A 23,769-nucleotide genomic window follows, 5' to 3' on the forward strand; every position below is an offset into this window, starting at 1 on the left:
TGTGTCACCCCCGATGCGGGTTGTCCTCGCCGCGCTTCCCTCACGGTTCGGAGTGCGGATCCCCAAGAACGGTGCGGAAGATCTCCGCGACCTGGCCTTCGGTTTCCTCCAGATGCGCCTGCAGGGTTTCCAGTGTCGGGAACCCCGCAGCCGCACACAGACGATCGATCAATCCCTTCGGCGCGGTGTCCGGGTCGAAGCCCTTCTCCGTGCACAAGCGGACCATCTGCATGATCGCCGTATAATCGGAAAACGCGCGGACCAGCGTGTCTCTGGCGGTTTCGTCAGATCCGAACGTTTCCGATGACTGCAAGATATGAGCGGCGTCGCGGGCGTTCAAATTACCATTTGGTAATTCCGACAGGACCAGAAATTGTGCAATGAAATCAATGTCAGTAAGACCTCCTTCAACCAATTTCAGATCCCAGGCGGAAGCCGCCGGCTTGTCTCGAAGAAGGCGGCGGCGCATCGAGACGATGTCGTCCTTCAGCTTGGAGACATCGCGGGGAAGTTGCAGGATGTCGCGGAGTTCGGTCTCGGTCTTCTCGCGCAATCCGGCATCGCCCGCCACCGTGCGCGCGCGGCACAGCGCCTGGTGTTCCCAGGTCCAGGCGTCGTTGCGCTGATACTTGGAGAACGAGCGATAGGAGGTGGCGAGCGGCCCCTTGTTGCCGGAGGGGCGCAGGCGGAAATCCACCTCGTAGAGCACCCCTTCGGCGGTCGGCGCGGAGAGCGCCGCCGTCAGGCGTTGCGTCAGGCGCATGAAATAGAGCGAGGCGGCAATCGGCTTGGGGCCGTTGCTTTCCGCGTCGTCCGGCGCGTCATAGAGCAGGATCAGGTCGAGATCGCTGCCCGCCGTCATCTCGCGCGAGCCGAGCCGCCCGAGCCCGATCAGGCAGACCTGCGCCCCGTCGACCACGCCGTGCTTGTCGGCGAGCTCGAGCCGCGCCTCCATCAGGGCGTTTTCGAGGATCAGGTCGGCGAGGTCGGAATAGGCGTGGCCGGCGCGGATCGGTTCCAGATTGCCGGTGAGCAGGCGCACACCGATCAGGAAGCGCTGCTCCGAGGCGAAGATGCGCAGCCTGTCGAGCGTCTCCTCATAGGCCCGCGCCTCGCCGAGGAACGCGTCGAGACGCACCCGCAGTTCCTCCTTGGTCGGCACGCCGGTGAAGAAGGCGGGATCCAGCATGCCGTCGAAGACCAGCGGTTTGGCGGTGATGATCGCGCCGAGCCGCGGCGCGACCGACAGGATCAGCGCCAGCAGGTGGATCAGGCGCGGATTGGAATGCAGCATGGAGAAAAGCTGGATGCCGGCAGGCAGGCCGGAGAGGAAGCGGTCGAAGCCGATCACGCCCTCGTCGGCATGGCCGCTCTCCGCGAAGCTCCTGAGCAGGACCGGCGTAAGCTCGGTCAGGCGCGCCCGGGCACGCTCGGACTGCAGGGCGCGATAGCGGCCCATGTGCCAGTGGCTGACCACGCGCCAGATGTCGGCCGGGCGCGCATAGCCCATGCGCGACAGGGTCTCGACCGTTTCCGGATCCGGCTCGCCACCGGTGAAGACCAGGTTTCCGTCCGAGCCCAGTCCCTCCTCGTGTTCGAACAGCGCGGCATAGTGGGTCTCCACCGTGTGCAGCGTGTCGAGCAGATCGGCGCGAAAGCCCGCGTCGCCGTCATAGCCAAGCATCCTTGCGACCCGTTCGACGCCGGCGGCGTCGTCGGGCAGCTTGTGCGTCTGCTCGTCGCCGATCATCTGGATGGCATGCTCGACGCGGCGCAGGAAGCCGTAGCATCGCTCCAGCGTGTCGGCGGCGTCCGGTTCGATCGAGCCGTGTTCGGCCAGGGCGTGCAGCATGGGGATCGTGCCGCGACCGCGCAGTTCCGGCGTTCGGCCGCCGAAGATGAGCTGCTGGGTCTGGACGAAGAACTCGATCTCGCGAATGCCGCCCCGCCCGAGCTTGACGTTGTGACCCTCGATGGCGACGACGCCATGGCCCTTGTGGGCGTGGATCTGACGCTTGATGGAATGCACGTCGGCGATCGCCGCGTAATCGAGATGCTTGCGCCAGATGAAGGGCCGCAACTCGTAGCGGAAGCGCTCGCCGGCCTCGATGTCGCCCGCCGCCGGCTTCGCCTTGATCATCGCGGCGCGTTCCCAGTTCTGGCCGCGCGCCTCGTAATAGACAAGCGCCCCCTCCACCGCGACCGCCAGCGGCGTCGAGCCCGGATCGGGCCGCAGCCGCAGATCGGTGCGGAACACGTAACCGTCGCCGGTGCGTTCCTGCATGATGCGCACCAGGCGGCGCGTCAGCCGCGCCATGGTCTCGCCGATCACCGAGCGCTCCGGCCAGGTGACGCCCGGCGCGTCGGGATCGAACAGGACGATCAGGTCGATGTCGGAGGAATAGTTGAGCTCATGAGCGCCAAGCTTGCCCATGGACAGGAGGATCCAGCCGGAGCCCCTTTCCGGCTCCGCCGGGTCGGCCAGCGTGAGCTTGCCATGGGCGTGGGTGTCGCGCAGCAGGAAGGCGGCGGAAGCGCCGAGCGCGGCTTCGGCGAAGCGCGACAGCCAGGCCGTCGTCTCGTGCACGCTGAGCGCGCCCGACAGGTCGCCCAGCGCGACGAACAGGTGCAGCGCCGCCTTTTCCCGGCGAAGCGCCGTCATCACCGCCGCCTCGGTCTCGGCAATGCCCTCGCCGTGGCGCATCGCCTCCGTGCGGGCGAGGATCGCGTCGAGCTGATCGGCAAGCGGGGCGTCGAAGAGCTGTTCCAGAACCGCCGCCTGGCGCTCGATCTGGTGGCCGAGGAAGGGCGACAGCACCATCACCGCGACGAGGAAATCGGCGAGCGGCCCACCCTCCTGCGCGATGGCCTCAAGGCGGGGCGCCTGCGCCTTTGCCGCCGCCGCGACGAGCGTTGCGCGCGCCTTGTCCTGCGCCTCCGCGTCGCCCGCATGCAGTTCGTTTGCCGCCGTGCCGAACCAGGCCGTACCGTCTTCAGCCACACTCCCCTCCGCATTTTTCGGAATCGTTTCCGTGGCTTGTCCGAAACAGCCGCGAAACCGATTCAACTGTCTGGAGTGTGGTCTAAGCCGTCGAAAGCGGAAAGGACAGCACGACTTTCAGTCCGGGATCGCCGTCTTCCAGCGTCAGTTCGCCGCCATGCAGGCCCATGATCGCGGAGACGAGGCTGAGGCCGAGGCCGGAGCCGGGCTTGGAGCGACTTTCGTCGAGGCGCACGAAGCGACCCTTGACGCGCTCCTTGTCGGCGTCCGGCACGCCCGGCCCGTCATCGGCGACGGCGAGGCGCACGGTCCTGCGGGCTGCGTCGCGCTCGGCGGACAGCACGATGCGGCCCTCCGGCTTGGCGCCATATTTGATCGCGTTGTCGATCAGATTGGTGACGGCCTGGCCGATCAGCTCGCGATTGCCGGCGATCGGCAGCGGCCCCTCCACCGCGTTGACGAGCGTCATGCCGGCGTCTTCCACCAGCGGCTCGTAGAGTTCGGAGACTTCGCCGGCGATCGCGGCCAGGTCGACCTGGTCCAGAGTCTGCTTGGAGAAGCCCGCCTCGACGCGGCTGATCAGCAGCAGCGCGTTGAACACCTTGATGAGCTGGTCGGCCTCGCCGATCATGTCTTCCAGCACGGCGCGGTAGTCGGTGCCCTCCGCGCTGCCGCTCAACGCCGCCTCGGCGCGGTTGCGCAGCCGGGTCAGCGGCGTCTTCAGGTCGTGGGCAATGGAATCGGACACGTCGCGCAACCCGTCATTGAGCTTGGAAATGCGCTCGATCATCGTGTTGAGGCTGGCCGACAAGCGGTCGAATTCGTCATTGGCGTCGGTGACCGGCAGGCGGCCCGAGAGATCGCCTGCGACGATGCGGGCGCTCGCCGCCGACACGCGGTCGATGCGCTGCAGCGCGCGCCGTCCGACGAAGAACCAGATCAGGAAGCCGCCGGCCGCCATGACGCCCAGCGCCGTGATCAGCGCCTGCCGCACGATCTCGCGGAACCGCTGCGGCTCGCCCAGGTCGCGGCCGACGAGGATGCGCATGCCGTTGTTGACGACGATCACCTGCGCCAGCGCGTGCGGCGCCTTTTCGGGATCGTCGATGACGTCCACCTCGTCGCCGAAACGGGCATAGACGAAGGGCGTCGTCGTCCAGCCTTCATTGTCGAGAACGCCGGGCTGCAAGGCGATGACGTTGCCGGACAGGATGCGGCCGGTGTTGTCGGCGATCATGTAGAGATTGGCGCCCGGCCGGCGCGAGCGACGGTCGATCTCGCGCACCAGCACGCGCAGCCCGTTGCGGCGATAGACCTGGCCGAGATCGAGCACTTCCTCGGCCACCGCGTTGCGCGTCTCGCGCACCAGCAGGCGCTCGGCCGAGCCCGTCATGTAGAAGACGAGAAACACCGCGCAGGCGGTGAACAGGATCAGGTAGAGCGACGACAGGCGCGCCGCCGTGGTGTTGAAGACTGCGAGGAAGCGTTTCATGACACGGGACCGCCTAGTCGCGCATCATGTAGCCGGCGCCGCGGATCGTGTGCAGCAGCGGCCGGTCGAAGCCCTTCTCGATCTTCGAGCGCAGCCGCGAGATGTGCACGTCGATGACATTGGTCTGCGGATCGAAGTGATAGTCCCAGACATTCTCCAGCAGCATGGTGCGGGTCACCACCTGCCCGGAATGGCGCATCAGATATTCCAGCAGCCGGTATTCGCGCGGCTGCAGCACGATCGCCTGGTCGGCGCGCTTGACCTCGTGGGACAGGCGGTTGAGCACCAGGTCGCCGACCTGGTAGCGCGTCTCCTGCTCGCCGCCGTTCTGCCGGCGCAAGAGCACTTCGAGGCGCGCCAGCAATTCGGAAAAGGCGTAGGGCTTGGTGAGGTAATCGTCGCCGCCGGCGCGCAGACCCGTGACCCGGTCGTCGACCTCGCCCAGGGCGGACAGCACCAGGGCGGGCGTCATGTCGCCCTTGGCGCGCAGCGCCGAGATGACAGAGAGACCGTCGCGTTTCGGCAGCATGCGGTCGACGACGAGCGCGTCATAGACGCCGGTGTCGGCCATGGCGAAACCGTCATCGCCATTGTGGGCGACATCCGCCGTGTGGCCGGCCTCGTCCATCGCTTTGCGCAGATAGGCGGCGGCCTCCACATCGTCTTCTATGATCAGGACTTTCATCGGACCGGTTATCGCGCGGCGCGGCGGGAAAGGAAAGTCGCCGCGAAGAAAGGGAAGCGGCGACGGCAGGCTGAGGGGGAAGGCCTGCCGCCGCCTGTGTTGCCTGTCCGGGGGGATGACATGGTTCGGTCCGGACAGCCAAACAGATCAGGATCAGCCGCGGCCGATCGGCAACGCCACGAAGCGGCTCGTGTCGCCGCGTTCCAGCAGCATCAGCGCTGCCTTGCGGCCGGTTTCGGCAACCGAGTCGAGAGCCTTCTCGATGTCGTCCGCCGAAGCCACGGCTTCGTTGTTGACCTCGACGATCTTCTCGCCGGCGCGGATGCCGGCCTCGCCTGCAGCGCTGTCCGGATCGACGTCGGTGACGACGACGCCGACGCCGTCTTCAGCCGGGGCGACCGTCAGGCCGAAATCGGCAAGCGCGGTCTCGGGCGCCTCGTCGGTCGCGGCCGGAGCGGCGGCCTGGTCGCCGGAGGGCAGTTCGCCCAGCTCGACCGTGATCGTGCGTTCCTTGCCGCGACGGATGACCGTCACCTCGATCTTGGTGCCCGGATCGAAGCCGGCAATCTCGCGGGCCAGTTCACGCGGGCCCTTGACGTCGTTGCCGTTGATCGCGGTGATGATGTCGCCGGAGCGGATGCCCGCCTTGGCGGCCGGCGCGTCTTCCTGCGGATCTGCGACCAGCGCGCCCTCGGTGCGCTCCAGGCCGAGCGATTCCGCGATGTCGGCGGTCACCGGCTGGATGGCGACGCCGAGCCAGCCGCGCTCGACCGTGCCGTCGTCCATCAGTTCGGCGATCACGCCCTTGGCGACCGAGGCCGGAACGGCAAACGCGATGCCGACATTGCCGCCCGACGGCGAATAGATCGCGGTGTTGATGCCGACGACTTCGCCGTTGAGGTTGAAGGTCGGGCCACCGGAGTTGCCGCGGTTCACCGCCGCGTCGATCTGGATGAAGTCGTCATAGGGGCCGGCGCCGATGTCACGGCCGCGGGCCGAGACGATGCCGGCGGTCACGGTGCCGCCGAGGCCGAACGGGTTGCCGACGGCCACCACCCAGTCGCCGACGCGCACCTTCGTGTCGTCCGCGAAGGCGACATAGGTGAAGGTGCGTTCTTCCTCGACCTTCAGGAGCGCGAGGTCGGTGCGCGGGTCGGCGCCGATCAGCTCGGCGTCGAGTTCGGTGCCGTCATCCATGACGACCGTGAACTCGGTGCCGCCCTCGACCACGTGGTTGTTGGTCACCAGGAAGCCGTCTTCGGAGATGAAGAAGCCGGAGCCCTGGGAAACCGGGCGGGCGCGGCGCGGACGGTCGGAACGGCGCTGGTTGTTGCCGTCGGGGCCGCGGAACTGCGGGCCGAATTCCTTGAAGAACTTCTTCAGCGGATGATTGTCCGGCAGGTCGTCGAACCCGCCGCCAAAGCCGCCGCCACCGAAATCGGAGGCCGGCTGGATGTTGGATTTAACGCGCACCGACACGACGGCGGGCGAAACCTTTTCGATGATGTCTGCAAATCCCGGCGCGGCCGCAGGCGTCTCGACGCGGACGGCCTCGGCATTGGCAATGCCGGTGGTCGCGCTGGAGAAGCCGGCGATCCCGACGCCAAGCACGGTCGAGGCCACGAGTGCGGCGGCGATCTTGTTAACGACGGTTTTGCGGGAAGAGGTATTGGGGGTCTTCATCAATTCACGTCCTCACGTTTGAATTGGCAGGCCGGGGGACCTCCCGGTCTTGAGGACAGATATAGGAAAGCGAAAATTACATGCGGCTTTCCGGAAGATGAAAATTTCGTAATGTTGGGGCGGGAAGCCGCATGGGGCGGGCCAGCAGATGGCGAGGCTTCTCCGGAAACAGGCAATGTCGATAAAGAAAAAGACCATCCTCGCCGTGATCGGCGTCCTTCTCGCGTTCGTCGTGGTCGCGGGTTCGTTCTTCGCCGTGCAGGCCGCGAAGGTCGGCGCGATCTTCGCGGCCAATGACGCGCTGAAGAGCGAGGGCTACTACCTGTCGGAGTTCGAGTTCGAGATGCTGAGCGTCTCCTACTATCTCGACAAGGGCCGATATCGCGACGGGCTGCGCCGGCTGAACGAGATGCACAGGAAGCTCGTCCGGCGCGAGGGGCTCATCAAGGTGCCCGAATTCGCGGACGCCAGGGCGCGGCTGGAGTTCTATCTCGACCGGCAGAACCCGGAGACCGGGGCCTTCTATCCCAATGGCGACGACCCGGTCCTGGCCTATGCCGGCGTGACGGCGAACATGATCAACCTGATCGAGGACCTGTCGCGCCAGGCGGGCGAACCCTTCCGGCTGAAGCATCCGCTGCGCTTCCTGGAACGCGTCGACACGCCCGAGGAGATGACCGCGACGCTGGACGACGCGGGCCGGGTCGGTTTCGTCGGCACCAAATTGAAACCGCTCTTCGTCAGCGCGATCGAATTGAACGACCTGCTCGAACAGTGCGAGCAACTCGCGATCTATCCGTTTCCCGCCGACGCGCGCACGGCCTTCCTGCGCTGGTTCTACGACAATCAGGACGCGGAGACCGGGCTCTGGGGTCCGCGCGACCGATCGACCGGCGCGATGATCGACGGGGGCGACATCGGCGACAGCGGCAAGGTCATCAAGCTCTTCGTGGACGGCAACGGCGACGACCTGCGCCCGGAATTCCCGCTTCGCTACGCCGACCGGATCTTCGCCTCGGCGATCGAGCGGCTGTCGGCGCCTCTGCCCTCGCGCCTCGACGAGATGCATCGCTGGATCATCGACCGCGACCGCGGCTTCCGCTTCCTGACCAAATATGTCTGGAGCCACGGGCGCGAAGACGACCACGAAACGGTGCGGGCGCTGCTGCGGGATTTCGTCACGCTGCGCTTCGAGCGTTTCTTCGTTCCGGCCGACGGCGCGTTCAGCCTCTATCCGGATTCAGGTGGAGCCAATCTCGACGGCACCAGCGAGGCCGCCGGCATGCTCGACTATATCGGCGCGCTCTCGGCGGACCGGCAGTCAGCGCTCTGGGGCGATCCGGCCGATCTCGGCACCGTCCGTGTCGCCGCTCTAAATGCCACGGCGATCGAGCCGCTTGCCGGCAAGGCCGACATCAACGCGATCCGCTTCTACGCGGCCGATCCGCAGAGCGACTACCTCGGCAAGGTCGCGGCAATCCATTATCCGCGACCGACGCCCGTCCTCGACATGGTCGAACTGGTGCCGGCAATGGAACACTGGCTCGACACGACGGACCAGATGATGGGCAATTGGGGATCGAAGGACGGTATCGGCGAGCGGCTCTCGGCGGTGACGGTCGATCCGGCGCCGGTGATCGAGGCCGGCGGGCTCGATCAGCTGCTGCGCGAAAACGGCCGTCTTGTCGCGGTCGGCTTCGACGTGTTGCAGGCCCCGCGCTACAGGCTGGCGATCGAGCCGGAATAGGCTCGCCTACTTGCTCCCGGCCTCGACCACGGTGACCACCTTGGCATTGCCTTCGAGCGTGCGGTGCACCGGGCACTTGTTGGCGATTTCCTCCAGCTTGTCGGCCAGTTCCGGCGCGACGTCGCCCTTCACCGAGATGTGTCGCTCGAAACGGTCGATCTTGCCGCCATGGGCGCGTTCCTCGTCGGTGCATTCGGCGCAGTCGGCGGCATGCACCTTCGCGTGGCTGACATCGACCGTGACCGCGCCGAGGCTCAGCTTCTTGAAGTCGGCATACATGCGCAACGTCATCGCCGTGCAGGCGCCCAGCGCCGCACCCAGCAGGTCATAGGGCGACGGCCCGCTGTCCGTGCCGCCGGCCGACACCGGCTCGTCGGCGAAGAAGCGATGCAGTCCGGCCTGCACGGTGTTCTGGAATTTCGACTGCCGGGTCTCGGAGACGCGGACATTCTCGATCGGCTTCTCGCCCTGCGGCTCGTCGGCGGGAAGGAAGCGCGTCGCCCAGCCGGAAATCACATGGGCGGCGAAATCGGCGTCTTCCGGCTTGGTCAGCAGGTGGTCTGCATGGTCGAGCGAGACGTAGCTCTTCGGATGCCGCGCCGCCAGGAAGATGCGTTCCGCATTGTCGATGCCGACGACCTCGTCGAGCGGCGAATGCATGATCAGCAGCGAGGCCTTCAGCTTCGGCAGCCGGTCGAGGAGATTGGTCTTGCGGGCGGCTTCGAGGAACTGCCTGCCAACGCGGAAATGCCGGCCGCCAAGCGTCACCTCCGCCTCGCCGTCGCGCTCGATATCCACCAGCTCGTCGCCGAACATGCGCAGCACGTGCTCGGTGTCGGCCGGCGCGCCGATGGTGACGACGCCCTTGACCTCGGGGATTTCGTGGGCGGCGGCCAGCACCGCCGCGCCGCCGAGCGAATGGCCGATCAGCATGACCGGCGCTTCAAGCGTCTCGCGCATGTGGTCGGCGGCGGCCACCAGATCGGCGACATTGGAGCGAAACGAGGTGTTGGCGAACTCGCCCTCGGACGATCCCAGCCCGGTGAAATCGAAGCGCAGCACCGCGATTCCCAGCCGCGACAGGTTGGAGGCGATGCGGCGCGCGGCGAGGATGTCCTTGGTGCAGGTGAAGCAGTGGGCAAACAGCGCGCAACCGCGCAGCGGGCCGTCCGGCAGGTCCAGCCTCGCGGCCAGCGTTTCGCCCGATGCGGAGGCAAATTCCCGCTTTTCCGTGGCCATCACAGTCTCCGGTTCAATCGGGCGCCCGGCGACTACCGGTCGCCGGTGTCGCTGTCCGACATGATCTTGGCGAGGCGTTCCTGCTCGTCCGACGTGAGCCTGGCCGGCGCGAGGTTGCGGCGCGACCGGAAGAGAAAGATCATCGTGATACCGCCCAGGAGGAGGCCGATCGCCGGCGTCGCCCAGAGGAGCAGGTTGCGGGCCGAAAAACGCGGCTGCAGCAGCACGAATTCGCCGTAGCGCGAGACGACGTAGTCCATCACCTGCTCGTTGGTGTCGCCCTGCACGATGCGCTCGCGCACGATGACGCGCAGGTCATGGGCCAGCTCGGCGTCGGAATCGTCGATCGACTGGTTCTGGCAGACGAGGCAGCGCAGCTTCGCCGAGATGTCGCGCGCGCGCTGCTCCAGCGCCGGATCCTGAAGGATCTCGTCCGGCGTGACGGCATGGGCGCCGCCGACCGTGGCGAAGACCAGCGTCAGCGCAAGCAGGAGACGTCGCATCACATCCATCCCCCTACTCCGCCGCCGCCAGCGTTTCGCGGCGCTTGGCCGACGGGGTCGGCGCGCCGATGCGCAGCCGGCGGTCGGACAGCGAGAACAGGCCGCCGATCATCATCAGCACCGGCCCGAGCCAGATCAGAGTCACCTGCGGCTTCCACCACAGCCGCACCACGATCTGGTCGGTGCCTTCGACCGGATCCCCCAGCGCGACATAGACCTGCGAGAAACCGGTCGTGTGGATGCCGGCCTCGGTGGTCGGCATGCCGCGCGCCGTGTAGAGCCGCTTGGCCGGGGCGATCGTCGCGATCGGATCGCTGTCGCGGTAGACGACGAAGGTCGCCACGTCCTCGGTGAAGTTCGGCCCCTCGCGCGCTTCCACGTTGTCGAAGGAGATGACGTAGCCGGCCAGTTCCGTGCTGTCGCCCGGAGACATGCGCAGCACGCGCTCCTGCTGGAAGGCGGAGACAGAGACGATGCCGAGAACCGCGACGCCAAGCCCCGCATGGGCAAACGCCGTGCCCCAGACCGAGCGCGGCATGCCGGACAGGCGGGCCGCCGCCTTGGACAGCCCCGCTTTCGGGAGACCGGATTTCTGCCAGACCTCGGCGAAGGAGCCGAACAGGAGCCAGAAGCCGATGGCGATGCCGAAGGCCGCGAGCACCGGCGCACCGGTCGCGAACCATAGCGTGACGAGCCCCGCCACCAGCGCTATGCCGGCGAAGACATAGAGCCGCTGCGCCGCGCCGTAGATGTCGCCGCGCTTCCAGGCCAGAAGCGGACCGAACGGCACCGCCAGCAGAAGCGGGACCATCAGCGGCACGAAGGTCGCGTCGAAATAGGGCGCGCCGACGGAAATCTTCTCGCCGGTCACCGCCTCGACGGCCAGCGGATAGAGCGTCCCGACGAAGACGGTCGCCGTGGCGGTCGTCAGCACGAGGTTGTTGAGGACGAGGCCGCCCTCGCGCGAGATCGGGTGGAACATGCCGCCGTTCGAGAGCGACGACGACCGCAGCGCGAACAGGATCAGCGCGCCGCCGATGAAGAACACCAGGATGCCCAGGATGACGACGCCGCGCGTCGGGTCGGTCGCGAAGGCATGCACCGAGGTCAGCACGCCGGACCGCACCAGGAAGGTGCCGAGCAGCGACAGCGAGAAGGCCAGAATGGCGAGCAGCACGGTCCAGACCTTCAGCGCCTCGCGCTTTTCCATCACGAGGGCCGAATGCAGCAGCGCGGTGCCGGCCAGCCACGGCATGAAGGAGGCGTTTTCCACCGGGTCCCAGAACCACCAGCCGCCCCAGCCGAGTTCGTAATAGGCCCAGTAGGAGCCCATCGCGATGCCGGCGGTCAGGAAGATCCAGGCCGCGAGCGTCCACGGCCGCACCCAGCGCGCCCAGGCCGCGTCGATGCGCCCTTCGATCAGGGCGGCAATGGCGAAGGAGAAGCAGATCGAGAAGCCGACATAGCCGAGATAGAGGAGCGGCGGATGGATCGCGAGGCCGACATCCTGGAGGATCGGGTTCAGGTCATTGCCCTCGAACGGCGCCGGCGACAGGCGTTCGAAAGGGTTGGAGGTGAACAGGATGAAGCCGGTGAAGGCGGTCGCGATCAGACCCTGCACGGAAATCACCATGGCCCGCAGGCTCGGCGGCAGGTTGGAGCCGAACAGCGCCACCAGCGCGCCGAACAGCGCCAGGATCAGCACCCACAGCATCATGGAGCCTTCGTGGTTCCCCCACACGCCGGTGATCTTGTAGAGCATCGGCTTTTGCGAGTGCGAATTCTCGACGACGTTGAGCAGCGAGAAATCGGACGTCACATAGGCCCAGGTCAGGACGGTGAAGGAGAACGCGAGCGCCGCGAACACGGCGAAGGCGAGATTGGGCGCCATGGCCACCTGGCGGTCGTCGCCGGTCTTCACGCCGACGAACGGCACCACCGTCTGCAGGATCGCCAGGATCAGCGCGAGTACGAGGGAATAGTGTCCGAGTTCGACGATCATTGGGTCGCGCTCACTTCCTCGCCCTGCCAGTAGCCCTGCTCTTTCAGCCTGTCGGCGACTTCCTTGGGCATGTAGGTCTCGTCATGCTTGGCGAGCACGGTGTCGGCGAGAAAGCTGCCGTCCGTCTGCAGGGTGCCTTCGGCGATCACGCCCTGCCCTTCGCGGAACAGGTCCGGCAGGATGCCGGCATAGCGCACCAGCACGCGCTCGTTTGCATCCTCGATGGCGAATTCGACGCCGGAGGTCTCGGCGTTCTTCACCGAGCCGGTCTCGACAAGGCCGCCCAAGCGGATGCGGCCGCTGTTTTCCTGCGGCGCGGCCAGAAGCTCGGTCGGCGTGCGGAAAAAGGTGACCTGGTCGCTGAGCGCCGTCAGCACCAGCGCGACCGCCAGGCCGAGCATGGCGAGCGCGCCGAAGATCACGGTGGTGCGTTTCTGTTTGCGGGTCATTGTCCTTCTCCTCCGGAGGCCAGACCGAGCGTGGCGGCGAATTGCGCGACCGCGTCACGCTTGGCCTCGTCCTGCGCGAAGGCCGCCAGGGCGCGCTCGAGGGCTTCCCTTGCGTCCGTTTCGCGACCAAGCACAAGATAAGAGCGGATCAGCCTTTGCCAACCGGCCAGGTCGTCCGGATTGTCGCGAAGCTTCGCGTCGAGCTGGGCGACCATGCCGGCGATCATCTCCGACCGGTCCTCCGCGCTCATTTCCTCGGCGTCGCGCATGGTCTCGGCATCGAGCTGCGGCGCCGGCGAACCCGGCGTGGCGGCCGTCGCCGGCGCGCCGAAACGGCGCAGGCCCTCGGCCGCGGCGGCCTGCCATTCCGGCGCGGCGTTCGGATCGCCGACCAGCGCTTGCCAGGCCCGCAGCGCGCCGGCCTCGTCGCCGGACTGTGCGGCGGCGAGCGCCATGAAGAAGCGTGCCCGGCTCTCGCCGGCGTCGATTTCCAGCGCCCGGACGAATTCGACCCGCGCATTGGCGTCCACGAGGCCGCCGGCCAGCATGTAATAGGCCTGGCCGAGGCCGGAGCGGCGCGCGGCGCTTTCGCCCTGGATGGCGATGGAGCGCTCAAACGCGTTGCGCGCGTCGGCCGCGCGGCCCAGCCGCAGATACATCGGCGCAAGCACGTCCCAGCCGCGCCCGTCATCGGGGTTCTGGTTCAGATGCGCCTCGGCGCGCGCGACGAGTTCGGTGATCTGCATGTCCTGCAGGTCCCGCGCCGCGACCTGCTCGCGCATCTCGGCGACGCGCGTGGCCAGGGGCTGCGAATCCATGCCGGGCGAGCCGGTCATCGTGTAGACGAGGATCGTGGCAAGCGGCGCGAAGACCGCGGCGGCGGCCAGCACCGGAGCGCCCGCCTGGCGCGCCTTGCCGGCGGCATTTTGCGACGCGTCGACGGCGTCCTGCGCGGCCAGCAGGCGGCGACCCATCTCGGCGCGCGCATAGTCGGCTTCGGCCGCGGGGATCGCGCCGCGCTCGATGTCGGCTTCCAGTTCGCGGAGCTGCTGCTTGTAGACCGTCAGGTCGAAGGCGTGCTCATCGGCGACGGCCTCGGCCTTCCTGCCGCGCAGCGCGGGCAGAAACACGAAGCCCATCAACAGGATGGTGAGCGAGGCGGCGGCAAGGACAAACAACATGGCGGTGAAATAAAGATGCAGGCCAGACTTGCCAATGGATTTCGGCGTGACGCGACATTTTCACGCTCACGCCGAAGGCGCCTTGATCCTGATCAGGTCAGCGGCGTCCAGCTGCCGTCCGAATTGCGGCACGCCGTGCCACGGCCGGTGACGGGAGCCCCGCCGGTGAGGACCGTGTGCGAATATTGGCGGCAATTCTGCGAGCCGACGCGGTAGGGCTGCGACGCCACGACCTCGCCGGTGAAGCTCGCGCCCGCCTCGCCCCAGGCGACCGATTCGCCTGCCGGGGTGTATTCCAGCGCCTGGTATTCCGCCTGAAGGGCCGCGGTGCGGGTCGTCGGGCCCATCCTGGCCGCAAGGTCGTCGGAGAGCAGACCACCATTGAGCGCCGAGACGAGCGCGGCGCCGGCCAGCTTGTTGTCGGAATCGAGAACGCCCGAAATCGGCCTGAAGGACAGGCTCGGAACCGACGAACCTGCCGTCGTGCAGCCAGCGGCCGCACCGGCCAGGGCCAGCGCCAGGATCTTCGTTACAATTCGCATCGCCGTTCCGTTCAGGTCGAAGTCCATACGATCATGCGGACAAAAGATGAATAAAACTATGACCGCAATTTGTTTCAATTGGAAATATTGACAGTTTCGTCAGGTTCAAGCCCCGACGGCGGGCAGAGTAACGCAAACACGCAGTCCGGACGCGTCGCTTTGCCCCAATTCGATGTTGCCGCCATAGGCCGACGCGGTCTCCGCCACGATGGCGAGACCCAGCCCGGTGCCCGGCACCGCCTCGTCCAGCCGCTTGCCGCGCTTCAGCGCCTCCTCGCGCTGGCCGGCCGGAATGCCCGGCCCGTCATCGTCGACGACCAGTTCGATCCAGCGCTTGCCGTCGTCGCCCGATACGGGCGCGATCGTGAGCTCGAATGCGCTTTGCGCCCATTTGCCGGCGTTTTCCAGGAGGTTGCCGAGGATCTCTTCCACGTCTTCCTTTTCGCCCATGAAAACAAGCGGTTCGGGCGACATGTTCAAAGTTATCGTCTTGTCTGGGTTGAGCTTGCGCATCACCGAGACGAGCTTCTCGGCCACCGGGCGGATGTCGGTGCGGAAGACCACGCTTTCGCGCTGCGCGGCGATTCGCGCGCGCTTCAGATAGTGCTGGATCTGGTAGTCCATGGCGCGCGCCTGTTCCTCGACCACCTTGGCCGAGGGGCCGGTCCTGGCGCCCGCCTCGTTGACGATCACCGACAGCGGCGTCTTCAGCGAATGCGCCAGGTTGCCGACCTGGGTGCGCGCGCGCTCGACGATGCGCTTGTTGTTGTCGATCAGCGCGTTCATCTCGTCGACCAGCGGCTGGATCTCGCTCGGAAACCTTCCCTCCAGCGCGCTCGCGTCACCGCTGCGGATCGCCGACAGCGCCCGGCGCGCGCGGTCGAGCGGCCGCAGGCCGACGAGCAGGATGGCGACATTGATCAGCACGACGCCGAGGCCGAAGGCGGCCAGCAGCAGGCCCACGCGCCGCGCGAAACTGCCGACGGTCGCCTCGAACTCGTCCTCGTTGCTGGCGACCTGCAGCCGGGCGATGCGTCCGCCGCCGACGTCGATCTCCGATTCCAGCACGCGGATGCGGCCGCCTTGCGGGCCGTCGCCGGTCCAGCGCCGCCGGAACTGGCTGTCGAACGGCACCTCGGACAGGGTCGGCCGGCCGAATTCGCCCTCCCCGAGTGACGGCGAGGCCAGTGCCTCGCCCTGCACGCCGTCGACGGGGGCGATGCGCCAGTACCAGCCGGATTCCGGTTGCAGGAACCTGGCGTCGCCGAGATTGGGGCTGCCCTGCAGCACGCCCGCGTCGTTCACCGAAGCGGCGCCGACCAGGATGAACAGTTGCGCTTCCTGCAGGCTCGCCCGGGAGCGCAGCGCGTCGATGCGGTAGAGCCCGATCAGCAGCGAGCCCAGAAGCGCGATCGCGGCGACGGACCAGAGGCTGGATATGAGGATGACGCGGACCGCGAGGGAATCGAGTCTCAGCCGCAAGACGTCAGCCGGCCTTCTCGTCGGGCGCCGTCATGCGGTAGCCGAGGCCGCGCACCGTCTCGATGACATCGTGCCCGATCTTGCGGCGCAGGCGGCCGACGAAAACCTCGATGGTGTTGGAATCGCGGTCGAAATCCTGGTCGTAGAGGTGCTCGACCAGTTCGGTGCGCGAAATCACCTCGCCGAGGTGGTGGCCGAGATAGGAGAGAAGGCGGAATTCGTGCGACGTCAGCTTCAGCGTGATGCCGTCGACCACGGCCTTCGAGGCCTTGGTGTCGATCGTCAGCGGGCCGCAGCGGATCTCGGAGGTCGCGTGGCCGGCCGCCCGGCGAATCAGCGCACGCACGCGCGCCAGCACTTCCTCCACATGGAAGGGCTTGGTCACGTAGTCGTCGGCGCCCGCGTCGATGCCGGAGACCTTGTCGCTCCAGCGGTCGCGCGCGGTGAGAATCAGCACCGGCATCTTGCGGCCGTCCTCGCGCCAGCGCTGCAGCACGGATATGCCGTCCATCACCGGAAGGCCGATATCCAGGATGATGCAGTCATAGGGCTCGGTGTCGCCGAGAAAGTGCCCTTCCTCGCCGTCCGTCGCGGCGTCGACCACATAGCCGGCGTCTTCCAACGCGGACTTCAGTTGCGCGTTCAGCGCGGCGTCATCTTCAACGACGAGAATTCGCATGGAATCGTCCCTCCCGCGGCGAAATCGTGCCGAAGGCTACATCAGGGGCGCGTGAACGCCAACGCAGCCTTCGGCGGAAAGTCAGGCAAGTGCCGGCCCGCTCCAGGCCGGCCTATTCATTGACGACGATTTCCTTGCGCTTCGGGCGTTGTCCGTTCGAACCGGGGACGAGAAGCACGACCTTGCACTTCCCGCCACCGACGGATTCGGCGCTGGCGAGCTGTGCGCCGTTCTGCGCGGCGACCTGCTGGCCGACGGCGTAGCAATTGTCGGCGGCTGCAGGCGTCACGCCCGCGACGCTCCATGCAACCAGCCCTGTGATGATCAAGCGAAACATTGTTCTTGTTCTCCAACTTGGCCGCACCCTAATCGCACGAGGCTGAACGGGACATGAATGCTGTCGTAGAGTTACATGCCCCGAACGGCGGACGGATTTCAAGCGATGCGGGCGCCAGCCTTGAGAACGCCGGAAAAGGTCAGAAAAGCTTGCCCAGCCCCGCGTCCTTCGCGATCGCATTCGCGGTGTGCCGGCTCTTCAGATTGCGCGGAACGAGGAGGAGTTTGCCGGTCTCCGCATGCTGCCATTTTTCATGCGAGCCCTTGGCGTTGCCGACATATTCGAAGCCGGCCTTCACCAGCGCCTGACGAATCGCGGTGTAGTAGCCGTCGACCACGATCAGGTCCGGGCGAACTCTTGCGGAGGCTGCCAGACGATCGTCGGAACGAGATCCTTGATCGGAAGGGACGCCAGTTCCGGCACGGTCATGTGATTGGCGATGACGAGTTCGGCGGCCGTGTCACGCATGATCTCTTCGAATTCCGCGATCGTCTTCGCTTCGATGTGCAGACCGACAATGTCACTCTCGGAGTAGAAGACCTTGGCCTCCTCGTCCCAGCGAGCCGTAACGGAAAATGTGCGCTTCATTCTCGGGTCATCCGTGCGATGCGAGGTGCGGAACGCCTTCAACGTTCCCGCTGCGCATTATATGGCACCAAATTCCGGCAATTTACAGGGAGCGCTCAAGGGAGTTGCTGGCCGCGCACCCCGCAAGGCGCGCGGCGAAGGCATCCGCAGGTTTCAAGCGATCCGGCTGGTCGCCCCGACGCGCCCGAGAATCGCGATGATCCCGGCCACGGCGGAGACCGTCTGCAGGATCGCTTCCGTCAGCGCGGCCTGTCCCGCGGCGTCCACGCCGAGGCCGAACATCGCACCGAGCGTCGCGGCGACGCTGACCAGCGCCCCCCAGATGGTTTTCGACAAATACCAGGGTTTTTCGTCACTCATGCGTTCTTCCTTTCGTTTCAGGGGAGAGTGATGGATGTGCGCGCGGGCGCGCCCTCGCCGACGGCGAGACTGATCTGCGCGACCTCGAGATCGAGAAGCGCGCCGGGCAGGTCGAGGCCGAGCGTCGCCGCCGTCACGGCGTCGAGCGCCAGGGCCGGCTCGGTCGTTTCATTCGACAGGACGACGCTCCCGCCGTCGAAGAGGCGGACCGCGTAGCGCTCCTCGTCTTCGCCGAGCGGCACCTCCAGACCGAGCCAGGAATCGCCGTCGATGCGGGTGCGCCGGATCCAGGAGAGCGCGACGCCGCCCTCGTCCGTCCGCACCGCTTTCAGATGCACCGGCGACAGCGGCGTCAGCGCTTTCAGGCCGCCAATCGCCTCGACCGTCTCGAAGTAACGGTCGGTGAAGGCACGGCCGGCGACGCCGATGCGCCATTGCATGGCAAGGCCGATCTCCTCGGCGCGCAGCCCCGCGGGCACGACGGCTTCGTTCAGCAGCACGACGCGGGCGCCGACGAGCGCGCCGGCGAGCATCGCGGCTTCCGTACCGCCCTGCCCGCGCAACAGTCCGGTCAGGCGCCAGCGGTTCGCCTCGGTCTCCTCGGCGTCGAGAAACTGGGCGACTTCCCACGCCCCGTTCGCCGCCTCCACCGCCAGCAGGTTGCGCCCCGCGAGCAGCGCCGTCTCGCCGACGCTTGCAAACGCGCCGGACGGCACGGCGACGTCGATCGCGTTGGCGCGGTCGAACCGTCCCGAGAACGCGCCGGCCAGCGGCGTGACGAGTTCGCCGATCACCGCATTCGATAGCGCCTGCGTCCGGTATTCGAACCCCGAGCTTTCCGGCGAAACATGGACCGCCTGAACGCACGGCGGCGACGACCATGTCGCCAGCATGAACTGGTCCTGCGGATCGCGGCCCGGCCGCATCGGCAGGTCCATGAGCACGATGTCCGGCGCGCCGGCCGTGTCGCCCAGCGCCTGCGGCCGCTGCGCCGGCAGGTGCGGCCTGCGCGCATTGGCGGGCCGGCCCGCGACCGGCACCGCCTCCAGCCTGACGCTGTCGCCAAGATCGGCGCGGGTCACCAGCCAGCGTTCCTTCGGCTTGGAGGCGAAGGCGAAGACGGTGCCCGGCGCCAGCTCGGCATGGCGCCACGGCAGGGCGAAGCGCAACAGGCGGCCATGCGCCCAGGCGCGGGCCAGCATCCGGTCGGCGAGCGCGTCGATGGTGCTCGCGTCGCCGATCACCGGCAGGTCTACGGTCTCCTGCCGCCGCCCTCCGGTTTCCAGCCGGCGCGAATAGCTCGTCGCCGCGCGGTAGTCGCCGAGCCCGTCGCGATAGCCGGCGACGATCTCGACCGGCAATTCGCTCTTCTGCGTCTCGGTCAGATCCCGCAGTGCCTCGCCCTCGATATCGACCACGTCGCCGTCGTCGATCAGCCGCGTCAGCGCCGCCCCTTCGGAAGAGAGCGCGACACCGCCGCTGTCGGAGGCAACCCAGCCGAAGGCGTCGGCCAGCGGTTCCAGCACGTCGCGCATGGACGCGGGCTGCGACACGACCACCCCCTGCACGCAATCGGCCACCGCCGCGTCGATCGTCTCGCCGATGCCCTGCCCGGCCAGCAGGCTCTCGACCGTCTCGCGCAGCGGCGCGGTGCCGAGCCGTCCGTTCAGCCAGTGGCCGCGCAGCCAGTTCTCGCCGTCGCCCCAGACATCCGTCGCCATGGGAAACGCCGGAAACGGCCGCGCGTCCCACGCCCACAGGAACAGGCGCGATACGTCCACCATCGGCTCGCCGGTCACCGGCGACAGCGGATTGGCCGCGACGCCGCTCGTCCAGTGGTCGAGATGCGCTTCCAGGAAGGCGCGCTGCTCGGCGTCGTCGCGCCCGCCATTGGAAAACCACGGCACCGCGCTTTCGGAGGATTTTGCGTCGGTGAAGACATTGGGCTGCGTCGCGCCCTTGTCGATCGCCGGGCAGCCCAGTTCCATGAACCAGATCGGCTTGGAGCCCGGCACCCAGCCGGTCGGTCCCGGCAGTTCGGCACCGCCGATACGGTCGTGATGCGCGTTCGACCACCAGGAGACGAGGTCCTTGTAACGGAACACCCAGGGCTTTCCCGCCAGCCCGTCGGTGATCGCCGTGCGCAGCCGCGCCGCGCGATCCTCGGCCGACGCATAGTACCAGTCGAAGCCCTCGCCGCCGGCGATCGCCGCGCGAAACGCGTCCCGGTCGGAAGCCTGCATCTGCCCGTCCGGATTGTCGCCCGGATCGGCGACGTCGCCGTCGCGCCAGTCGGAGAGCGGCATGTAATTGTCGATGCCGACCGCGTCGATGTCGGCGTCCGCCCAGAGCGGGTCGAGATGGAACAGCACGGCGCCCGAACCGTCCTGCGGATGGTAGCCGAAATATTCCGACCAATCGGCCGCATAGGTGATGGCGCACCCGCCGCCTACCGTCGCGCGCACCTCTGCCGCAAGCGCCTTCAGGGCATCGACGAAGACGAAGGCGCCGGTGTCGTCGCGCACCTGCGTCAGCCCGCGCATTTCCGATCCGATCACGATCGCGTCCACCCCGCCGGCCGCCACCGCGAGGCTCGCATAGTGATTCACCATGCGGCGGTAACCTTCCGGATTATCGGCGAAATCCGCGATCTGGCTTGCGGCCGCCGCCGTCCGGTCGGCCGTTCCGGGCCGGCCGATGGCGGGGTCGCAGCCAATGCGTCCGCGCCACGGATAGGCCGGCTGCGTGCCGTCCGACCACGGGTCCGGGAGCGCGGTGTCCGCCGGCACGTCCATCAGGATGAAGGGGCAGAGCGTCACCTTCAGCCCGCGCGCCTTCAGGTCGGCGATCGCCGCCGTGACGCTCGCGTCGGACGGCGTGCCGCCGAAGGCCGGGCTTCCGTCCGACAGCGACACAACATGCACGCCGGCATCGTCGCGCGCCATGCCGGCGACGCTCCAGGCCTCGCTCTCGCCGCCGCCCGCCGCCGACACCACGCCCGGCCTCAGCCGGCATGTCGCGGCGCGCAGATCGTCCCCGAACCAGGCGACGATCAGCGAGACGTGCTCGAGGTTCGGGCAGATCGCCTGCAGCTCGTCGATGGAGGCCTCCCAGTCGGACCCGGCATGCAGCACATGCCGGTTCAGTTCCTCCGTCTCGCCCCGGCGCGGCCTCGCCGTCACCAGCTGCGGCGCATAGCCGTGCTCGGTCGAGCCGGGGATGACGCAGACCGCGCGGACCTGCCCTTCCAGCGCCCCGACCGGGCGCACGACCTCGACCTGGAATTGCGGAATGCGATTGCCGAAGCGCTCCAGCGGCAGCCGCTCGAAGACGATGCAGGCCGTGCCGCGAAAGGCCGGCGCGAACCCCGCGCCCTGCTTCGCCTCGATCAGCGGATCGGGCGCCTGCGTCTCGTCGCCGGGATAGACCCGCATCTCGATGTCGGAGAGATCGAGTTCCTTCCCGTCGGCCCAGACGCGCCGCACCGCCGCCACCGGTCCCTCGCAGAGGCCGATCGCCAGGTTGGCGAAATAGGAATAGGTGGTGACCTTCGGCCCGCCCTTGCCGCCCCGGCGCTCCGTCGTCGCCGTTTCCTCGAACCGCGTCGCCCAGATGACCGTGCCGGCGATGCGCGCCTGGCCGCAGACGCGCGCCATGGGCGCGCCTTCCTCCGCCGTCAGCGGCCGGCCGCCGGACAGCCGCGCGCCCTCGATGCGGCGGGTGGAATTGATCAGCGCGGTGTCGAGCGCATAGCCGGCCAGCGCGCCGGCAGCCGTGCCGATCGCAGCACCGGTCGCGCCGAAAACGCCGCCGAGCAGCCCGCCCGCGGCCTGCAGCAACAGGGTCGCCATGGAAAGTCTCCGTCAGTGATGAGGAAAGGCGAAGACGCCCGCCAGCCGCCTTCGCCAGCCGGGCACGAAGGCGGACGCCATGACGGCGTGGCCTTCATAGGCGTGGATGATGCGGTCAGGCGCGGCGAGGATCGCCAGATGCTTCGCCGCCGCGCCCGCCTGCCAGCGAAAGGCGAGGATGTCGCCCGGGCGCATCTCTCCGGGCACGACGGGGTCGCACCGGTCGCGCAGCGCGTCGAGGAGCGGCTCGCCCGGCGCGGTCTCCGCCCAGTCCGGCGCATAGGCGCAACGCACCGCGATCCGCTCTCCATAGAGCGCGCGCCAGATCCCGATCACGAGGCCGAGGCAGTCGCAGCCCACCTGCCGGCGGCTCGCCTGGTGGCGATAGGGCGTACCGATCCAGTCCTCGGCGATGGCGAGCGCCCGTGCCCGCGTCGCCTCACGGGACAAGCGGGCCGCCGTCGAATTCGGTCTCGTCATCGGCATAGTTCAGCGCCACGTCGTTGCCCGGAACATGCGGGAAGCCGCGGAAATTGATCCCGTTGGAAAACTTCGCCCGGCAGGTCTCGAAACGCTTGTCGCAGCCGGCGGCCAGCGTGAAGGCGTCGCCGGCCCCGATCCCGGCCATGCCCGGCTCGAACAGCGACAGCACGTGCCGGCCGTCCACCGCGTCCGCCCGCATGGCCGCGACCGTGGCCGCACGCCCCTGCCGCGCGCCGGACGTCCAGGTCAGCTGCCCGTGCAGGAACCAGCCGTCGTCGAACCCGGCGAGACCGGTCACGGTCAGTTCGCCGCCGGCGACCGCCACGACGCTGCCCGACGCCGAAAAGCCCGGCGCGCCCGTGTCGAAGCCGCAGCGGCCGTCGCCCAGATCGGCGTCGCAGCGCCGCAGGAACAGCCGCCCGCGCCGCTCGTCGAAGCGCGCCGACAGGCTGCGCAGCTCGACGCGGAACGCGCCGTCGGTCCGCCTTATCTCGCCGATCACATGGCGCTTCAGGAGCCCGGCCTGATCCGGCGCGCTCCAGTTGACCAGATATTGCTCGACCGCCGCGCCGTCATAGCGGCCGGCCTCGATGTCGGCGTCGGTGATCGCCTCCGAAGACAGGGCGCCCGCGACTTCCGCCGTGTCGCCGGCAAGGCCGAGGCCGGATTCGATCGCGCCCGCGACGAACCCCGTCGCCGGCTCGCAGGCGACGCCGTCGACGGTCAGGGCGCGGTCGTGATCGGTGAAGCCAAGCACGACGCCGTCGGTCCTGCGCAGGATCCAGCAGAAGCAGACCGTGGTGACCGCCTGCGCCAGATGATCGCGCAGGGCCTGCGGCAGGGCCGTCATTCGAACACCTCCACCAGCCGGATGTCGGGGATCTCGCCCGCTTCATGCGCCGTCTGCGTCACGGCGAGTTGCGCATTGTCGAAGCGCACCGGCACGTGAAACTGGAACCCCGCGGTCACCGCCGCGCCTTCGGCCGGCGCGACCGCCAGCGTCACGATGCCGGTCAGGAGATCGACGGTGAAATCGTCCGGCTGGGCCAGTTCGCCCCCGTCAACGGCGACGCGCACCGTCTCTTCCACCGGCTTGGTGACCGGCCGGTCCGTGCCCAACGCCAGTTGGAAATCGACCGTCGCGCCGTCGCCCGTGCCGATCGCCCTGTCGGTCGGCGCGATCGTTTCGCCGGGTGCGCAGGAGCGGTGATCGACCGGATCGAGGAAGCGGAACGCATGCAGCGGCCCGCCGCGATCCTCGAAGAATTGCAAGAGCTTGCGCAGATCGGCGAAGGATTTGATTCCGGTCGAGATCGCGTAGGTCCTGCGCGCCCGCGACCAGCGCGCATTGCGCTGCTCGAGCCCGGATGCCAGCCGCACGATCTCCACCTGCCGCTCCGGCCCGCCGCTCGCGCCGAAGGCGAGGCGCGACTGGAAAATGACGTCGTCAAAGCTCATGGGATTG

At 67.8% G+C, this 23,769-nt stretch carries 21 protein-coding genes; 1 reads left to right on the plus strand and 20 read right to left on the minus strand.

The window, feature by feature from the left end:
• Positions 1-40 precede the first annotated feature (40 nt).
• The 4 genes from MRY80_RS00390 to MRY80_RS00405 form a co-directional block, all read right to left on the minus strand.
• The gene (locus tag MRY80_RS00390; RefSeq protein WP_293286788.1) at positions 41-3,001 is read right to left on the minus strand and encodes a bifunctional [glutamine synthetase] adenylyltransferase/[glutamine synthetase]-adenylyl-L-tyrosine phosphorylase; all 2,961 of its coding nucleotides are present in this window, start codon (positions 2,999-3,001) and stop codon (positions 41-43) included.
• An 82-nt stretch (positions 3,002-3,083) separates the two neighbouring features.
• On the minus strand, positions 3,084-4,493 hold the full coding sequence (locus MRY80_RS00395; protein WP_293286790.1) for an ATP-binding protein: 1,410 nt from the start codon (positions 4,491-4,493) through the stop codon (positions 3,084-3,086).
• Between the two features lie 13 nt (positions 4,494-4,506).
• Entirely contained in the window at positions 4,507-5,178 is a 672-nt protein-coding gene (locus tag MRY80_RS00400; RefSeq protein WP_293286792.1) for a response regulator transcription factor, read from the minus strand.
• A 153-nt stretch (positions 5,179-5,331) separates the two neighbouring features.
• On the minus strand, positions 5,332-6,861 hold the full coding sequence (locus MRY80_RS00405; protein WP_293286794.1) for a Do family serine endopeptidase: 1,530 nt from the start codon (positions 6,859-6,861) through the stop codon (positions 5,332-5,334).
• Between the two features lie 175 nt (positions 6,862-7,036).
• Between MRY80_RS00405 and MRY80_RS00410 the strand changes: the two genes are divergently transcribed.
• On the plus strand, positions 7,037-8,608 hold the full coding sequence (locus tag MRY80_RS00410) for a hypothetical protein (RefSeq protein ID WP_293286796.1): 1,572 nt from the start codon (positions 7,037-7,039) through the stop codon (positions 8,606-8,608).
• A 6-nt stretch (positions 8,609-8,614) separates the two neighbouring features.
• Here MRY80_RS00410 and MRY80_RS00415 read toward each other — a convergent pair whose 3' ends face one another.
• From MRY80_RS00415 to MRY80_RS00490, 16 genes are all read right to left on the minus strand, one after another.
• Entirely contained in the window at positions 8,615-9,847 is a 1,233-nt protein-coding gene (locus MRY80_RS00415; RefSeq protein ID WP_293286798.1) for a bifunctional alpha/beta hydrolase/OsmC family protein, read from the minus strand.
• Positions 9,848-9,879: 32 nt separating this feature from the next.
• Positions 9,880-10,350, minus strand: a complete 471-nt coding sequence (locus MRY80_RS00420) for a cytochrome c-type biogenesis protein (RefSeq protein WP_293286800.1) — start codon at positions 10,348-10,350, stop codon at positions 9,880-9,882.
• A gap of 13 nt (positions 10,351-10,363) precedes the next feature.
• Positions 10,364-12,352 carry a heme lyase CcmF/NrfE family subunit gene (locus MRY80_RS00425; protein ID WP_293286802.1) on the minus strand — a complete coding sequence of 663 codons (1,989 nt, stop codon included), beginning with the start codon at positions 12,350-12,352 and terminating at the stop codon, positions 10,364-10,366.
• Entirely contained in the window at positions 12,349-12,801 is a 453-nt protein-coding gene (ccmE, locus tag MRY80_RS00430) for a cytochrome c maturation protein CcmE (RefSeq protein WP_293286804.1), read from the minus strand. The genes MRY80_RS00425 and ccmE overlap by 4 nt, the downstream gene beginning before the upstream one ends.
• Positions 12,798-13,982 carry a c-type cytochrome biogenesis protein CcmI gene (ccmI, locus tag MRY80_RS00435; protein WP_293286806.1) on the minus strand — a complete coding sequence of 395 codons (1,185 nt, stop codon included), beginning with the start codon at positions 13,980-13,982 and terminating at the stop codon, positions 12,798-12,800. The genes ccmE and ccmI overlap by 4 nt, the downstream gene beginning before the upstream one ends.
• Before the next feature lie 92 nt (positions 13,983-14,074).
• Positions 14,075-14,524, minus strand: a complete 450-nt coding sequence (locus MRY80_RS00440; RefSeq protein ID WP_293286808.1) for a hypothetical protein — start codon at positions 14,522-14,524, stop codon at positions 14,075-14,077.
• 105 nt (positions 14,525-14,629) lie between these two features.
• Positions 14,630-16,006, minus strand: coding sequence for an ATP-binding protein (locus tag MRY80_RS00445; protein WP_293286810.1), 1,377 nt, complete (start codon positions 16,004-16,006; stop codon positions 14,630-14,632).
• Positions 16,007-16,010: 4 nt separating this feature from the next.
• Positions 16,011-16,685, minus strand: coding sequence for a response regulator transcription factor (locus MRY80_RS00450; RefSeq protein ID WP_293286812.1), 675 nt, complete (start codon positions 16,683-16,685; stop codon positions 16,011-16,013).
• Positions 16,686-16,797: 112 nt separating this feature from the next.
• Positions 16,798-17,022 carry a hypothetical protein gene (locus tag MRY80_RS00455; protein ID WP_293286814.1) on the minus strand — a complete coding sequence of 75 codons (225 nt, stop codon included), beginning with the start codon at positions 17,020-17,022 and terminating at the stop codon, positions 16,798-16,800.
• Positions 17,023-17,161: 139 nt separating this feature from the next.
• A complete protein-coding gene (locus MRY80_RS00460; protein WP_293286816.1) occupies positions 17,162-17,359 on the minus strand; it encodes a type II toxin-antitoxin system HicA family toxin in 198 nt (65 codons plus the stop codon).
• A 2-nt stretch (positions 17,360-17,361) separates the two neighbouring features.
• A complete protein-coding gene (locus tag MRY80_RS00465; protein WP_293286818.1) occupies positions 17,362-17,610 on the minus strand; it encodes a DUF1902 domain-containing protein in 249 nt (82 codons plus the stop codon).
• Between the two features lie 153 nt (positions 17,611-17,763).
• Positions 17,764-17,970 (minus strand): hypothetical protein, encoded by a 207-nt coding sequence (locus tag MRY80_RS00470; protein WP_293286820.1) that lies wholly within the window; start codon positions 17,968-17,970, stop codon positions 17,764-17,766.
• A 17-nt stretch (positions 17,971-17,987) separates the two neighbouring features.
• Complete coding sequence (locus MRY80_RS00475; RefSeq protein WP_293286822.1) at positions 17,988-21,821, minus strand: glycoside hydrolase/phage tail family protein; 3,834 nt, start codon at positions 21,819-21,821, stop codon at positions 17,988-17,990.
• 12 nt (positions 21,822-21,833) lie between these two features.
• Positions 21,834-22,271 (minus strand): NlpC/P60 family protein, encoded by a 438-nt coding sequence (locus tag MRY80_RS00480; protein WP_293286823.1) that lies wholly within the window; start codon positions 22,269-22,271, stop codon positions 21,834-21,836.
• The gene (locus MRY80_RS00485) at positions 22,261-23,154 is read right to left on the minus strand and encodes a DUF2163 domain-containing protein (RefSeq protein WP_293286825.1); all 894 of its coding nucleotides are present in this window, start codon (positions 23,152-23,154) and stop codon (positions 22,261-22,263) included. Before MRY80_RS00485 ends, MRY80_RS00480 begins: the two co-directional genes overlap by 11 nt.
• On the minus strand, positions 23,151-23,762 hold the full coding sequence (locus MRY80_RS00490) for a DUF2460 domain-containing protein (protein ID WP_293286827.1): 612 nt from the start codon (positions 23,760-23,762) through the stop codon (positions 23,151-23,153). The genes MRY80_RS00485 and MRY80_RS00490 overlap by 4 nt, the downstream gene beginning before the upstream one ends.
• Between the last annotated feature and the right edge of the window lie 7 nt (positions 23,763-23,769).

This window comes from Oricola sp. (assembly GCF_022763245.1).
Lineage (GTDB): Bacteria > Pseudomonadota > Alphaproteobacteria > Rhizobiales > Rhizobiaceae > Oricola.